Genomic DNA, 16,044 nt, shown 5'->3' with positions numbered 1-16,044 from the left:
CCTATAGACGGAACGAAACGGCCAAATTACTGATGCGATGGCTACCGCAGCTTGGCTTGATAGTAATCCCAGACTTTGCGGTATAAATGGGGTTTGCCCAAATTGCGGGCGCAAGACTCCACTTCCTGCCCGGTTAATATGTATGGAGTGCCCAGCGAAGCGGCCATATATTGTCTTCTGGCGTTTTCCTCCAGATAGATGCAGAGCGCAAATGTTTCCTCGAGCGTTCCGGCTGCAATAACGCTGCCATGGGATTTCAGCAGCGCCACCCGGTTTCGCCCCAACGTCTCGGCCAGTTCGGAGCCAAGCTCCGCGGTATTAATCGAGTCGATCCGGTCGAGAAGAGGCATATGGCCAAGAAGGGCCGCTTGCGGAAACACCGGTTTGATCTGAACTCCGGTCATGCTGAAATAAGTCGACCAGCGCGGATGCGCATGGATCACGGTATGAACGTCCGGTCTTCTTTTATAAATTTCGGTGTGAATATGCAGTTCCATCGGCGGCGCGGCGCCCCCATCCATCGGCTTGCCGGTTTCATCGATAGCGACGATATCCTGTACTGTTAGTGCGTTCCTTGCGCTTGAGGCCGAATTAATGAAGATATGGCCCGTTTCAAGATCACGAGTGCTCACATGACCGTTAAAATCGATAATTTCGGCTCGTTCCAGCATCATAATGGCCAAAACGAGATTTTGCTTTAATGTGTCCGAAGCAACGCTGCTCATTAAATGGTCCTCCCGTTGTTGTCTTGAGTGACGTTACATTTGAAATACAAGCGATTTGACCGTAACCGGAACGGTTTCCGAAGGAAACAGCATTCTGCCAATATCGATATAATCAAAATTTTGTAGCATAATCCCGTCGATCGAAAGAATCGGACCCGCTACCTGCAGCTCCATCTGCAGCATACGGCCCAGGTTGCGTGCGATATCTCCGTCCAAAACGACGATAAGCGGCTTGCCGCTGGCGATTGTCTTCACCATGGCTTGACATATGCCCGAAGCTAAGCCAAATATCCGTTCATACGCCGGTACTCCGGTCCAATGAAAAGCAAGCGCGATATTCGCTTCGCCTTCCTTCACATCAAACCGCTCCAGATGCTCGCAAATCGCTTGGGCGACTTGCCCCGGATCAACTTGTTCACCAAATTCAATTTCAGGGTGTATAACCTGTAAATTTTTGTAGGGAAGTAACTTCTGATCGGAAATATAGTTGGTATTGCCGCTAACCTGCAAACTATACTGGGAGGCGCCGATGACCGTTGCCCGGATACATTCGCCCGCCGGCAGCACGGGCCACGGAAAGCTCCCGCCTTCAATCCGGCTGCGCAGCGCTGCGCCGAGACGTTTGCCCAGGTCGCCAAAATCGCGTTCTTCCCGGTCGTATACGTATTCTCCGACACCGCCGGAGAACATGACGCCATCGATACCGCGCAGCTCCTGGAGATGCGGTGTCAGCATCAGCGATTCGATTTCCGGAGCAAGCGCTTCGCCTGAGACCGCTTCAATTACAGCATTAGCCATCCAGGCCGTCAGCCTGACCAACTCCTCTTCGCCGACTTGATCCCGCAAATTCCAGTCGCAGCCGATGCGGCTCGCCAAGTCTTTGCCGGCAGGATCCAGACGCTGCAGCTGCCACTGATCGTTAATGACGGCCAGCCTGCCGCCGATATGCAGCGCCGCAGTCTCCAGCACCTTGCCGTTCTCGACGATGGCCAATTTCGTCGTGCCTCCGCCGATATCGATGTTCAGGATCCGCTGATTGCGTTCGAACGAAGCATACACAGCGCCGGAACCGTAAGCCGCCAGCAGCGCTTCCATGTTATGCCCGGCTGCGGCGCACACGAACTCGCCTCCCCGTTCCGCCAAAATATCCGCGATCGGCTGCGCATTATGCCGCCGAATCGCTTCGCCCGTAAGCAGCACAACTCCCGTATCGATCCGCTCCGGCGACAGGCCGGCATTGTGGTAAGCGTCGTCGATAATACGCGCCAGCAGCTTCTCGTCGATGGATTCCTCGTCACGATAAGGCGTTAACTCTACCGGCGACATGTATACCGGCTCCCGGGATACAACAACATAACGGCTTGACAGGTCTTCACCCATTCTTTTTAAACCCAGCCTGGAAAAAATAACTTGCGATCCCGAAGAGCCGATGTCGATCCCTACGCTCATCAGCTCAAAGTTGTCCATGACCCATAAGCCATTTTCCTCCAACGGCTGTTCGTGATGGTGATCGTGATGATGGTCGTCATCGTCATGGCTGTGATCGTGGTCATGATCGTGATCGTATACATCAAGGAATACGACCATGTTACCGCTGTGACGGTGCGGCCGCATCTCTTCGTGCCGATGAGTGTGCGAGCTTGTTTTCTTTTCATTCAGATTCGCTTCAAGCGGATCTCGGGTCTTGTGTTGTGGTTTATGGTCTTCGCTGCCGTCGTGGTATATATAATGAAACAATTCATTGTTGTCCTTCTTCTTGTCCAAGCCCTCACATCCTTTTATTATTATTTACTTCAGGTGTCTGCCTGAGCTTTTATGAAGATTTATTCATGCGATGTATGGAGGACAAGGGAATGGTACGGAAAGTTCACGTCCGCCTTTGAAAACCGTGTTTTTACCGCAAGGTAAATTGTAAAAAAACACGGTTTTCACGAGCGGTGGAGTGCCATCCCTTTCCGCAATACGTCCCTCATGAATAAATCTTCATAATTTTTTTCCTCAGCCAGACACCTGACTCCGGGTAGCACAACGCCGAACCTCAAGAAATTCTTAAGATTCGGCGCACATGTTGTTATTTACTGCTTCGGCGGCAGATCAACTTTCTCCGCCTCATAAGCCGCTTCCATCTTCGACGTTAAGCCGACTTTATCCAACGCTTCGTCAAACCATTGACGAACAACTTGCTCTTCGTCCGCGTAGTCGATTTGGTCGCCGCCGAGACGTTTGCTGATCCAGGCTTTGGGTACGCCTTGTTCGTTGCGCAGCGCCACACCTTCGTATTTCAGCGCCAAATAACGCGCAGGCGAGGTGCCTGTGTTGAAATGCTGGTGATACCAGCGGTCCGGAGGCACAACCATACTGCCTTCTTTCCACTCGTATTTCTGCGGTGTGCCGCCTTCCGGCCACATCAAGGAATACCCTTCGCCGCCAAGCACGATAACGTGAGCGCCCGGACCGTGAAGATGCGCTTTTTTGTAAGTTGCTACCGGGAATTGGGAAATATGGCTGTTTAGCGAACCCTTAGCCAGATTAAAGCGGATATGTCCGCCGCCCGCACCGCGTTCTTTGGCAAAAATCAGCGGAATCGTTTTGGCGTTGGCCACAAAATTCGTTTCCAGCAGCAAGCCTTTTTGCGTACCTTCGTTGGTGAAATAGTCCGGTTCGCCGTTGAAGCGGTTTTTGAAATCATATTCGGTATTAAAAATAAAGTCGGCGTCATCATACAGGTTAATCACAACCGGAGAGTTCGTTACCGCGAGGAAACGAGCCGGTTCCTGGCCGGAGCCGTTAAAATGCTGGTGCCATACGTTCAGCGGAATCGCAAACAGCGAACCGGCCTGCCACTCGAAAGTGATGCGTTTGCCTTCGCCGTTCCATACGGTCGTCGAACCGTTGCCGTCGAGCACGTAGATCATTTCTTCGTACAATTGGCGCTGCGGAGCAAGCTTGCCGCCGGTCGGGATTTCGCAGACATAACAGTCGTTGGTTGTGCGCGATGCTTCGTGGTTAATATATACGCCGTTGCCGCCTCTGCGCGCCCAAGGCTTCAATTCCACGGTATGAAGATCGTAGATGTAATGCGCCCCGATGATGTCAAGGCCTTCATTGCGCACCCATCGGGTGTAGGCGGATTCTTTTTCCGTAGCAAATTTTTTGGCTAGTTCTTCCGATACTTTAGGTTCCTGTGTTGCCATGTGATGACCTCCTAAGAGTTTTTGCGCCAGCAAAAACTGGCTACGTAAGGATAGACTTTGAGTTTTTGCGCAGCAAAAACTGGCTACGTAAGGATAGACTTTGAGTTTTTGCGCAGCAAAAACTAGCTGCGTAAGGATAGACTTTGAGTTTTTGCGCAGCAAAAACTAGCTGCGTAAGGATAGACTTTGAGTTTTTGCGCAGCAAAAACTAGCTGCGTAAGGATAGACTTTGAGTTTTTGCGCCAGCAAAAACGGGCTGAGTAAGCGTGGCCACTGGAAAGTGAACGCTGCATGAGCGAAGCATGCTTACGATCGCCAATTGTCCCCGAATTTCTTGAATTTATCTGCTTCCGGCAAGTGAAATTCGGGGACAAAAGCGAACGCTGGTGCTTCTCCAGCATGATTTCGCTCAATCCGCTACTTTTTCAGCAGCCCCGCATAAACGGGGGAGAACTGCGCAGCCGGTAAAACAACTGCGCACCTCCTCGCCTCGTATGTTTTTATACGTTGGCTTTACGGGCAATATATTGCGATACGACTTCCGCATCCAGCTTGACGGACGGATCGTATTCAGGCGCATTTTCAATTTGCTCCACGTCGTTTAAACCGCAATATTTATAAATCCGGTTGATCGCGGAAATGAGCCGGACCGGTTTATCCGGATCCGCATTGACATGCTGGTGGATCGTATTCGGCGGTATATAAATAACGTCGCCCGCTTGCCAGTCGAACCGCTTCACTTCGTCTTGAGCCTTCCAGTGATACGTATCGGTAATTTCCACATCGCAATCTTGATGCAAGTCGTAACCGCTGCCTTCGAGCACATACAAGCATTCTTCCGCCAGATGGCGGTGTTTCCCTGATTTGCTGCCCGGAGGAATGATTTGCATATAAGCGTCAACGGTTTCCATGCGGGTATTCATTTGCTCGTTCAGCAAATGCTTGAGCAGCCCTTGCTTGGACATCTCCCAAGGCATTTCGTTTGGTCTTACAATTTTTTTGCGTTTGGCGTCGCGCGCCGGGCGCTCTGCTGCGTCATCCAGCAGGTCCTGGTAAAAGTTCTCCTGTTCATTGCCCTGCTGCCATACTTTCGATTCATCCCATGCCATAGTGTCATGCTCCTCCCAAATGGTGTTTTATTTGTCTCCTTCTTCTCTTGCCTTAAAGCCAACGCCTTCAGGTGTCGCTTCTGTCGGACGCGGCTCCACCTGTGATTGAAATAACAAATTCATGAACATATACATCGGCTTGGTCTTAATGACCAGCGCACGTGCAGGTTCGGTCGGGCTTGCGTTAAAATGCTGATGCACGCAGTTATTGTGAACGATGGCGATATCGCCTGCTTCCCAATCGTAGCGGATGGCATCGTGAATTTCGTAGCCCTTACCATCAAGGATATAAAACGCCGCTTCATTCACGTGACCATGTTTCTGCGATTTGCCGCCAGGTCCATACTCTTCCAAGTGGATATGAAACGTCTGCGTGATGCCATCCACCGGCTCGACGAAATGCTTGCTGAACGCTTGCGGTCCGTCGTTGAACTTGATCTCGCTGCCTTTCATAACGCGGGGTTGGGAACGAAGACGCTTAAGCTCATCCTTCAAGCTATATTCCCCTGCAATTGCTCTGACAAAAACGCGGTCTTTCTTACTGTGGTAATGTGACTCTACACCCATGTTTTCCCTGCTCCCTTCGGTTTCTGTAGTGGATTTATTTAGTTTTAAGCATCTCTTCGTACAATTTGTCCCATTTCGACTTTTCGTCCAAAGTGATGCCCGGGTCGATGAATTTCATTTTTAAATCGGTAAGCGGCGTCTTGATCAGCTTGCTGGTCGGAACAAATTCCTTCTCCAGCAGTTTTTGCTGAGCATCCGTAATCATAAAATCATAGAACAGAACAGCTGCGTTCGGACGCGTGGAATTTTTCAGCAAACCGACGCCATTGGGACGCGCATAAGCCGGCTCAACGGCAAACCAATCCACCGGAGCTCCTTGTGTCTTAAGCTGCTGCGCTTTGTAGTTGTACACGGTGAGCGCCATCGGCACTTCGCCGGAAGCGACAAGCTGAGCGAGCAATGTATGTCCTTTACGAACGGAAAGTCCGTTTTTGGCGGCTATATCTTTAAACAGCTTGGTTCCTTTTTCCTCGCCCAGATCTTTGACGACGGCGGCGTACCAATCCTGATCGGCTCCTTCGATCCCAAGGCGCCCTTTCCACTTCGGATCAAGCAGATCCTCCCACGTTTTGGGCAGTTCTTCTTTTTTCACCTTGCTCGTGTTGTAGTTCTGCACAAAGATGTTAAGGCGTGTCGCTACCCATTGCTTATGCGGAAGAATGGCTTCCGGGATTAGATCTTTCAGGTTAGGCGACTTCACTTCCTGCAGCAGATTTTCGCGGTATACGGCTTCCATCTCGGGACCGTTGGTCTCCACGATATCGGCGTCATAGCGCTTTGCTTTGGATTCCTGCACGACACGCTGCAATACGTCTTCGGAGCTGGCACGGTAAACCGTTACTTTAATGCCATACTTTTTCTCAAACATATCGGCAAGCACCTGCATATCCTCAGCGGCCATGGAGGTATAAACCGTTACCTTGCCCTCCTTTTTCGCCGCTTCGACAAGACGCTCATTGCGGTCTGCGCCTTCATAAAGCCCAACATCTTGAGCCGTCTTCAACTCTTTGGGAGCGCTGGCTGCCGGTTGTCCGGCATCTTTCCCGGGTGCGGCTGCAGGAGCCGCCGAAGGTTTGGCGCTTTGCCCGCCGCATGCCGAGAGAATCATACCAAGCGCAACCACAGCTGCCGCCGGTGTCATCCATTTTTTACCTTTTTGTACACTAACCTTTGTCATCACATATCCCCCTTAAAAAGGTAGCGTCAGCCTATACTGGCTTCGCAAGTTCCTGCTTATTTCTTTTAGAGGTTGTTCAAAAAGTCGACTTTTTGAACTCTCACTTTTAGGAAATTTTAAGTGTTTGACTGGATGCGGAAGTATCGCTTAAGGCAATACATTTTTCTTCATCAATATGCACGTATACATGGGTGCCCACATGCGGCGAGAAGTTTGGATGTACTCTGGCAAGCATGATTTGATCGGCTGCTTTAACTTGCATGTCGAGGGTTTCGCCCAAAAAGATTTTCGTATGGATTTCCGCCTGCAGCACGTTTGTCGTATCCGGACGTTCTATGGAAAGATGCATGTTCTCCGGACGAACCGAAACGATTACCGCTTCGCCGACACGCAGCGACTCTCCGGAGAAAGCGGTCAAGTTGCCGATCGGGGTTTGGATGTTGAAGTAGCCGGAACGTTCGCTCAGCGATGTTATATGGCCCTTCAGGAAATTGGTCGTTCCGATGAAATCGGCGACAAATTCATTAGCCGGATGCTCGTAAATTTCTCTAGGTGAACCCAACTGCATGATATGGCCCGATTTCATCACCGCAATCTCATTGGACAGCGCCAAAGCTTCGCTTTGATCGTGCGTAACGTAGATGGTCGTAATACCGAGATCGCGCTGCAGCCGTTTCAGCTCAAACCGCATCCGCTCGCGCAGTTTGGCGTCAAGGTTACTGAGCGGCTCGTCAAGCAGCAGCAGCTGCGGTTCCATGACCAGGGCGCGAGCCAACGCAAGCCGCTGCTGCTGTCCGCCGCTCAGCTTTGTGGCCTCGCGGCTCTCAAGCCCGTCAAGCGCCACAGCGTGCAAAGCGCGAAGCACCTTGTCTTCGATCTGCTTTTTGCTATACTTCACCTTGCCTACACGCAGTGGAAACGCTGCATTCTCGAACACGTTCATATGCGGCCAAATCGCATAAGATTGGAACACCATGCCGATATCGCGCTGATTCGGCGCAATGAATATTTTGCGGTCCGATGAATAAAGCACTCTGCCACCGACAATGATTTCACCCGACGACGGCTTTTCCAGCCCCGCGATCGAACGGAGCGTCGTCGTTTTACCGCAGCCGCTTGGACCAAGCAGGGTGAACAGCTTGCCCTGCGCAACCTCAAACGAAATATGCTGCGCTGCTCTCACCACTTGTCCTTGGTCGTTAGGGTACTCTTTGCACATGTCTTTAACTATTAACACTTCAAGACCACCTCCAAAAAATGTGCGGCGTTTCTTTAAGGTTGTTCAAAAAGACGTCTTTTTGAACTCTCACTTTAACAAACAAATCAGGCTTCTTTAACACCGAATTTCTTGCTGACGAACTGGGCAAGCAGAACAAGTCCGAACAAAGCGATAATCATCATCACTCCAAGAGCGCAAAGCTGAACGTATTGGCCGTTTTCCCATAGTTCCCAGATCGCGATCGAAATAACTTCGTTCCCCGGGCTGTAAAGCAGGATCGAACTCGACAGCTCGCGTATGGATACGATCATAATGTAGATCCATCCGGCCACCATACCGGGCTTCAACAGCGGCAAAATGATTCTGCGGAACGTAGTGCCCCATGAAGCGCCGCTCATCGCTGCAGATTCCTCAAGCTCCTTATGAACCTGAAGCATGGAGGTCGTATTGTACCTTAAGCCATAAGGCAGGAATCTGGTGAAATAAGCGATAAACATAATCCACATCGTTCCATAGACCCCAACATCGACGTTCAAATAAAAAATCATGATGGATAATCCGAGCACCAGCCCCGGGAATACCATCGGCATCGATGCGATGTTGTCCAGCAGCCAGCGGCCTTTGATTTTCGTTTTAACGACAATCCACGTAATAATCGCGGTCAGGATCATAATGACCGTCGCCGTCGAGATCGACAAAACCAAGCTGTTCAGAACCGATTTGGCCGCCGTCGGGTATTTGAAAATATAAACGTAAGCGTCAAACGACAAGTTTTTAAGCGCTTCCATAGACGGGACGCTGTAAAACTTCTGCAGCGATGACCATATCATGACGAGCACCGGCAAAATAACGATAAACATGAAATACAAAATGAAAATCGCAGCGGTTACATATTTCCATTTGCCAAGATCCATTTCGCGCGGACGGAAGCCCTTTCCGGTCATCGTCGAATATTTGCTGCCCGAGGTGGATAAGCGCGACTGCAGGTAAACCCCAACCGAAGTGACAAGCAGCAGCGATATGGCGTAAGTCGAAGCCAATCCTACATCGCTGGGGTAAGAGTGAATCGCCTTGTAGATGGAGGAGGTGAATACCTCGATGCCTACAGGCAGTCCCAGCAGCGCCGGCACTTCAAACGATTCGATCGAGCGGACAAACAAAATGAGAAACGTGGCAAATACGGCCGGCCAAGACAACTTCAGCGTGATCTGATAAGCAATCCGCAGGATCCCCGCACCGCTCATCATCGCCGATTCCTCAAGCGACGGGTCCATCGCTCTGAAGGCCGAGCTCATCAGCAGAAACGCCATCGGCGAGTAATGAAGGCCGTCCACCCAGATCATACCGCCCATCGAATATGCATTAAAAAACACATATTTCGTATGGAACACCTTTTGCAGAAACAGGTTGAGCAGTCCGATCTCCGGGCTCGCCAACAAAATCCATGAAACCGTAAACAAAATACCAGGAATGATCAACGGCACAATAGACAACGAATAAAATAACGATTTAAAAGGCGTATTCGTCCGTTCGTTCATCCATGCGAGCACCGTCCCGATCGTAAAAGCTAGCAGCGCCGTTCCTGTCGCAAACTGCACGGACGTCCCAAAGAGCCTTAGCGTCTCCGCCGAAGAATACGCTTTCACAAAGTTGTCTAAAGTAAACGTCGCCGCTTGAGACGCCGTCTCCGGCGTCATGAAACTTTGGTGCAGCAGAAAAACAAGAGGAACTAATGCAAAGAACGAAACCGTCAGTACCGCCAAACCGATGATGACCCACTTTAAATCCCACTGTCTCCTGGTTTTGACCGAAGGTGGGAAGTCACCCGCATCACTTCTGATGACAGCCATCTTCTACCTCTTCCCTTTTAGTTATTTTTCAATCCGGCTTACAATATAATATTACCCTGAAAATGAGCGGAGGTATGCAACCGGTTCCTTTATTTGGAACGATTGCAGATTTTTTTTAAGGCCTCCCGAAGGAGGCCTCATACGTACGTATAAAATATGCGTTTATATTAAAATTTGGCGGTCATATCTTCCACTAATCCTTCTTTCCAATCCACGCCTTTCGGCAGGAACCTGTCGCAGCCTCTTACATTATTATGCGTTTCAGGATTGGCCCCGCGCGGCGTATTGCCGGCTTCAACCACTCTGGTAGCTTCCAGCAGCAGCTGGCGCGCCGCAATAATCGCGGTATCGGCGGTGCCGAGTTTTTCTCTCGTACGGTCGCAGAACGGCAGCTCCATCGTTTCCTGCAATGCATAATCCTGCGTGTTGATGCCGGCGATGCCGGTGAATGTTTTGGTGCGCTGCACTTCACGGTCGATCAAGTAGTCGTTGCCGGGATTACGCACCAATTTATAGCCGGGCAGCATATCCGCTTTGCCCCGTCCGAAATCGGTTTCATGTTTTTCCACAAATTCCGGAGTGAACGGAATGTTGACGTCGGCGGAATATATGAAATTGTATACCCATACGTGCGCGTCATCGATCGGTACCCAGAGGTGTCCGGCAATCGACGGGAACTCTTCCGTCTTGCCGTCTTTCCATTTGACCATCGCGCCACGCATTTGCTGGGCCGGCATAATGAATTGGTAAGCCCTTACATAATTGCCGTCATCTTTTAAATCGCGGATGCCTGCGTATTTAAAACCGTAGTCGGTTTTGACAACTTCCAGCTTCGGAGCAGTTGCTCTCGTGCGCAGCGCGTTTTTGTCGGCAATGTCGTTGTTGTGCGCAAACGAAGAGTGGGACGTGTCGATACCGCCTTCCAGCGCTTGCAGCCAGTTGCAGGCTTCGAACGTCTTGGACACGTTGCGGTAATTTTCCGGCGCTCTCATCCACTCATAGTCGGGATAACCCGGCTGTTCTTCCGGCGGTCCCATGTAAGTCCATACAATGCCCGCTTTTTCATAGGTAGGGTAAGCTTTCAGTTTTACGCTATGCTTAAACTCGCTTGTCTTCGGTTCGTTTGGCGTATCTACACATTGACCGGTCGTATCGAACTTCCAGCCGTGATAGACACAGCGCAAGCCGCACTCCTCATTGCGCCCCCAGAACAAATGGGCCCGGCGGTGAGGGCAATACGCATCCATTAATCCTACGTTGCCGTTCGTATCGCGGAAAGCGATCAGATCCTCGCTGAGCAGGCGAACTTTTACAGGAGGGGAATCCGGAGCCGGCAGTTCCTCGCTTAATACGGCGGGAATCCAGTAACGGCGGAACAATTCATTCATCGGTTCTCCCGGACCCACTCTACATAGTCTTTCGTTGTCTTCTTTTCTTAACATGTCCATCTCTCCCTTTGCCTTGATTGAGTGACTCATCTATGACTTAAGTATAGAACGCGACCGGAACGACTAACATCGCGCGGTTCTTCTATAAGGAACAGCGCGGAAAAAGTTTTAAGATTCCGCGTGCAGGAACATCGCGGTTTACTTCTGCAGCGCTTCGCTAATGAGCGCTTTGCTTTCTAGGAAAAACCTAGCGAAAAAATCACCGGATGGTACGCTATGACGGAAATTGGTTTCCTTATGCACGTATGCAATTAGCACGGTTCGTTAGAGGCCCGCTCCGTCCCTGCTACTAAAAAACCTTCCGAACACGATGTCCGGAAGGTTTTGAGGTTATTGGTTGTCCGTGCGCATCCGCAACTGCGCCCGAACGATACGTTTAAGCCAGAGCTTCGTTGTGCGCAGCTCTTCGGGCAATTTCCGCCGCCAAGTCGACGATCATATCCTCTTGGCCGCCGACCACTTTCCTTTGTCCCAACTCCACCAGAATGTCCCGGGAGTCAAGCCCAAATCGTTTGGCCGCCCGCTGAGCGTGAAGCAGGAAACTCGAATACACTCCCGCGTAGCCAAGCACCAAACTGTCGCGGTTGATTTCCTGAGGAGCATTTAAGATCGGCGCAACGATTTCTTCCGCCAGATCCATCATCTTGTATACATCGATGCCCGTTTGAATGCCAAGCCGATCCAACACGGCGGCAAGCACCTCGGTTTGCGTGTTCCCCGCTCCGGCGCCCAGACAGCGCACACTGCCGTCGATCCAGGTCGCCCCGGCTTCGATCGCCGCAAGCGAATTGGCCATAGCTAACGACAAGTTATTATGCCCATGGAATCCTACGTTAACGTGGAGGCTTTCTTTCAGCGCTTCAATGCGTTCCTTTACCTCATAAGGAAGCAGCGCCCCCGCCGAATCAACCACATAAACCGTATCCGCACCGTAGCTCTCCATCAATTTCGCCTGCTCGACCAATTTGCCGACAGGAGCCATATGAGACATCATCAGAAATCCGACCGTAACAAGTCCCAGTTCTTTCGAACGGGCGATATGCTGGGCGGAGACGTCCGCTTCGGTCACATGGGTGGCGATTCTCGCCATTCCCACGCCAAGCTTGGCGGCTTCGTTCAAATGCTTAATCGTGCCGATCCCCGGCAGCAGCAGCACACCGATCTTCGATCTGCTGCACACCGATACGGCCGCTTCAATCAGCTCCATCTCATGGGTGCGGGACAAGCCGTATTGCAGCGAAGAACCGGCAAGCCCATCGCCGTGCGATACTTCGATGTACGGGATGTTCGCTTGATCCAAAGCTTTCGCCACACGAACGACCTGATCGGTCGTGTATTGATGGGAAATGGCATGGCTGCCGTCCCGAAGCGCTACTTCTGTCACAATGATATCTCGCATCGTACTCAAACTTTCTTCACTCCTTCCCGTCATACGGCTTGTTTGGCGAGCCGGTGTTTGGCCAGTTCTTCGGCGACTTTCACTGCCGCCGCCGTCATAATATCGAGATTACCCGAGTATTTCGGCAAATAGTCCCCCGCTCCTTCCACTTCCAGGAAGACGGTAATCCGGTTGCCGTCAATCAGCGGTTCATTGCGCAGCCTGTAGCCCGGCACATAACTTTGAATGTAACGGACCGTCTCCATAATCGAGCGCACGACTTCGCTTTCGTTCATCGTACCTTCCCTGACAATCGCATGCACCGTATCTCTCATGATGATCGGCGGCTCCGCCGGATTGAGGATGATGATCGCTTTGCCTTTTTTGGCGCCGCCGATCAACTCGATGCCATGCGACGTCGTTTCGGTGAATTCATCGATATTCGCCCGTGTGCCCGGGCCGGCGCTTTTACTGGAGATGGTCGCCACGATTTCCGCGTATTCCACTGGAGCCGCTTTGTGGATCGCATGAACGATCGGAATGGTCGCTTGCCCGCCGCAAGTAATCAAGTTGATGTTTTTGGCGTTCAGATGTTCTCCCAAATTGACTGCCGGGATCACAAAAGGCCCTACCGCAGCCGGCGTCAAATCAATGGCGATTTTCCCGGCTTCCTTCAACATTTTGGCGTGACGGATATGCGCTTTGGCTGAAGTCGCATCAAATATAAGATCCGCCTGATCGCGGGCTTGCTCCAAAAAAGCTTTCAGTCCGCCGTCAAATGTAACGCAGCCGAGGTCCCTCGCCCGCCGCAAACCGTCGGAATGCGGGTCAATGCCAATCATGGACGTCAGTTCCAGCTCGCTGGATCGCGCCAGTTTGATCATCAGGTCTGTGCCGATATTGCCTGACCCTAAAATGGCTACCTTCATTTTAGACATACTGTTATCCTCCTGAATATTCCTTTCATGTTCATCTCTTTCTCATCGTAAAACGGACAACGGCCTCGTACAAGACACTTGTTCCCATATGCGGAAACGCTGCAAAAAAATTCGTCCGCACGACTGCAGCCGGCACACCGCAGCCGCTTTCTCCCGTATTCAAGCATCTATCGCGCCCCACCGCTCTTCGATTCTCATCCATTTCCAGATGCCATACGACACCGCCCACGACACAACAAAGATAATGACCAGGATATACCCGACACTGCCGAAATCCAGTTCCTCCACCCACTGCCAAAATCCGTTCGAAAATCCTAGTTTCGGACCCAGCACCTGCGCAAGCTCAATCATCCCGATGACCAGCGCCGCAACTACGGACAAGCCGGTAACTGTCAAATTGTAATATACTTTGCGCAATGGCGTGCGAAACGCCCATTTGTAGGCCGTGGTCATAAAGATGCCGTCCGCGGTGTCCAGCAAACTCATGCCTGCGGCAAACAGCAAAGGAAGCGAAATGATGCCCGCGATCGGAATTGCGCTTTTGGCAGCTCCAGCGGAAATGGCCATAAGCGCAACTTCGCTTGCCGTATCGAAGCCCAGACCAAACAAGAAGCCGATCGGATATACATGCCAGCTTTTACTGACGAATTTGAACATCGGCCCTAACAGCCGGGCCATGAAACCGCGGGCTTGCAGCAGCTCCTCGAACTGGTTTTCGTCATATTTGGTATTGCGCATTTTACGAAAAACCTGAAAAATGCTGGAGAGGATAAAGAAATTGAGCACGCCGATCAGCACCAGGAACACCCCGGATACCGATGTGCCGATGATGCCGCCAATATCCGCGAGCTGCGAAATATTGGCCTCCGCCCACTTGGCGGCAAATGCCGTAACAACCGCCATGCAGCATACGACGGAAGAATGCCCCAGTGAAAAATAGAAGCCGACGCCCATCGGATTTTTCTTTTGCTGCACCAGCTTGCGCACCGTGTTGTCGATGGCTGCGATATGGTCCGCATCAAAAGCGTGTCTGAGCCCCAGCGTGTAAGCAAGAAACCCGAGACCAAGTAAGGTCGGATAATCGCGCATGGAGACGATAAGCAAGCCGATGCCGGCGATGTGGAGTAATGCGACCACGATGCCATACCCTCTCCAGCGGTACTGCGGTGAATTGGTGTTGTTCATTCCAGAACCCTTCTTTCTCTATTTTTGGTTATTTTTCCAAATAACATAAATCTCTCAAAAAGTAGCACGTGTTAGTCAAAAAAAATATGCGTTTCGGCTTTCCCGTTACCCGGGGGAGGGTTGGGACGCGCACTGCTTCAGGCGTCCCGGATCCCGGTCATTTTGCATAAAAACGTTCGTCGACAATTTTATCGAGACTGACTTCTTTGGCCAGCGCTCCCGTTGCTTTCACCGTATCAATGGCCCATTTCATGCCTTCCATATTCATTTTCCCTTTATCGGCAAGACCCGGCATAACAAAATCAAGCGATTTTTCGGCATCCTGCTGGCTCATTTCCAGCTCGCCCATTGCGATCTTCAGGATCTCCTGGCGGTTGGCGGGATCTTTAATAAACTTGACGGCTTCCGCTTGTCCGGCCATAAAACCGTATACGATCTCCGGCTTATTTTTGATAATGTCGCCGTTGGCCGCAAGCATGTTGTGATTGTAAGTCTTCAGTTCGTCGCGCATCAGTGACAGCTTGGTGAAGCCCAGTTCGTCGGCCTTCAAATCGGTCGGCTGGCTGAGAATCGTCACCGCCGCCTGATTGGTTTGAAGCGCTTGCAAACGTCCGGCGTTTTCGCCCGAGTTGATAATACGCACGTCTTTATTCGGCTCCAGACCGTTTTTCTTCAGCCAATATTGGAGTTGAATATCGGTACCGTTGCCCGGCACGTTGCTTGCCGCATTTTTTCCTTTTAAATCGGCGGCACTTTTAATGTCTTTGGCCACATAAATCGAATACATCGATTTATCGTCCAGCGTGCCGATCAGCTTGACATTGGCGCCTTCGGCCACCCCGGTAATTACCGATTCTGGCAGCGTCGAGATAATCGGATAATCGCCCGTTTGCAATCCGCGCAGCGCAAGAACGCCGCCTTTTACGTAATCCAGATTGACTTCGAGATTATTTTTCTTGTAAAACCCTTTTTTCTGAGCCACATAGATCGGCAAATAACTCATGTTTTTGGACGGAAGTCCGAGCTTGATTGTCGTTAACTGATCGGGCATCGTCTTGGCCGCCGCCGTTCCGGCGCTCTCGCTTGCCCCCGACCCCGATGTCGCCGCTTTCCCGCCGCAGCCTGCAACTGCTGCGAACAATGCTGTGCATGCCAGCAGCGTCAACGCACGCTTCGCTCCCGTCTTAAAAGCTTGCGCCGGGACAGCCGCCGTTGTTTTTGTCAATTCCATCATTTTCACAATATATTCCCCCT

General features: G+C 51.3%; 14 protein-coding genes. All 14 read right to left on the bottom strand.

All coding sequences use genetic code 11. The features are described from left to right. Nucleotides 1–41 precede the first annotated feature (41 nt). Nucleotides 42–725 (bottom strand): class II aldolase/adducin family protein, encoded by a 684-nt coding sequence (locus EYB31_RS03810; protein ID WP_131011937.1) that lies wholly within the window; start codon nt 723–725, stop codon nt 42–44. A gap of 33 nt (nt 726–758) precedes the next feature. Next, nucleotides 759–2,489: an ethanolamine ammonia-lyase reactivating factor EutA gene (locus EYB31_RS03805; RefSeq protein ID WP_206105432.1), complete on the bottom strand. Its 1,731-nt coding sequence runs from the start codon at nt 2,487–2,489 to the stop codon at nt 759–761. 311 nt (nt 2,490–2,800) lie between these two features. Beyond that, the gene (locus tag EYB31_RS03800; RefSeq protein WP_131011936.1) at nt 2,801–3,919 is read right to left on the bottom strand and encodes a cupin domain-containing protein; all 1,119 of its coding nucleotides are present in this window, start codon (nt 3,917–3,919) and stop codon (nt 2,801–2,803) included. Between the two features lie 500 nt (nt 3,920–4,419). After that, nucleotides 4,420–5,028 (bottom strand): cupin domain-containing protein, encoded by a 609-nt coding sequence (locus EYB31_RS03795; RefSeq protein ID WP_131011935.1) that lies wholly within the window; start codon nt 5,026–5,028, stop codon nt 4,420–4,422. A gap of 27 nt (nt 5,029–5,055) precedes the next feature. Continuing rightward, on the bottom strand, nt 5,056–5,595 hold the full coding sequence (locus tag EYB31_RS03790) for a cupin domain-containing protein (RefSeq protein ID WP_131011934.1): 540 nt from the start codon (nt 5,593–5,595) through the stop codon (nt 5,056–5,058). A gap of 34 nt (nt 5,596–5,629) precedes the next feature. Then, the gene (locus EYB31_RS03785; RefSeq protein WP_206105431.1) at nt 5,630–6,772 is read right to left on the bottom strand and encodes an extracellular solute-binding protein; all 1,143 of its coding nucleotides are present in this window, start codon (nt 6,770–6,772) and stop codon (nt 5,630–5,632) included. A gap of 106 nt (nt 6,773–6,878) precedes the next feature. Beyond that, complete coding sequence (locus EYB31_RS03780) at nt 6,879–8,009, bottom strand: ABC transporter ATP-binding protein (protein ID WP_131011933.1); 1,131 nt, start codon at nt 8,007–8,009, stop codon at nt 6,879–6,881. Between the two features lie 86 nt (nt 8,010–8,095). Next, nucleotides 8,096–9,841 carry an ABC transporter permease gene (locus EYB31_RS03775; RefSeq protein ID WP_131011932.1) on the bottom strand — a complete coding sequence of 582 codons (1,746 nt, stop codon included), beginning with the start codon at nt 9,839–9,841 and terminating at the stop codon, nt 8,096–8,098. 167 nt (nt 9,842–10,008) lie between these two features. After that, on the bottom strand, nt 10,009–11,283 hold the full coding sequence (locus EYB31_RS03770) for a Rieske 2Fe-2S domain-containing protein (RefSeq protein ID WP_165452192.1): 1,275 nt from the start codon (nt 11,281–11,283) through the stop codon (nt 10,009–10,011). A 382-nt stretch (nt 11,284–11,665) separates the two neighbouring features. Further along, nucleotides 11,666–12,697 carry a 4-hydroxy-2-oxovalerate aldolase gene (gene dmpG / locus EYB31_RS03765; protein WP_131011930.1) on the bottom strand — a complete coding sequence of 344 codons (1,032 nt, stop codon included), beginning with the start codon at nt 12,695–12,697 and terminating at the stop codon, nt 11,666–11,668. Nucleotides 12,698–12,717: 20 nt separating this feature from the next. After that, nucleotides 12,718–13,605: an acetaldehyde dehydrogenase (acetylating) gene (locus EYB31_RS03760; RefSeq protein WP_131011929.1), complete on the bottom strand. Its 888-nt coding sequence runs from the start codon at nt 13,603–13,605 to the stop codon at nt 12,718–12,720. A gap of 31 nt (nt 13,606–13,636) precedes the next feature. Beyond that, nucleotides 13,637–13,768 (bottom strand): hypothetical protein, encoded by a 132-nt coding sequence (locus EYB31_RS41225; RefSeq protein ID WP_276322031.1) that lies wholly within the window; start codon nt 13,766–13,768, stop codon nt 13,637–13,639. Beyond that, entirely contained in the window at nt 13,765–14,790 is a 1,026-nt protein-coding gene (locus tag EYB31_RS03755; protein WP_131011928.1) for a HoxN/HupN/NixA family nickel/cobalt transporter, read from the bottom strand. The genes EYB31_RS41225 and EYB31_RS03755 overlap by 4 nt, the downstream gene beginning before the upstream one ends. 157 nt (nt 14,791–14,947) lie before the next feature. Then, on the bottom strand, nt 14,948–16,024 hold the full coding sequence (locus tag EYB31_RS03750; protein WP_240762059.1) for an ABC transporter substrate-binding protein: 1,077 nt from the start codon (nt 16,022–16,024) through the stop codon (nt 14,948–14,950). Nucleotides 16,025–16,044 lie beyond the last annotated feature (20 nt).

This window comes from Paenibacillus thalictri (assembly GCF_004307995.1).
GTDB lineage: Bacteria > Bacillota > Bacilli > Paenibacillales > NBRC-103111 > Paenibacillus_AF > Paenibacillus_AF thalictri.
This window is presented reverse-complemented; position numbering and strand designations above follow the sequence as displayed.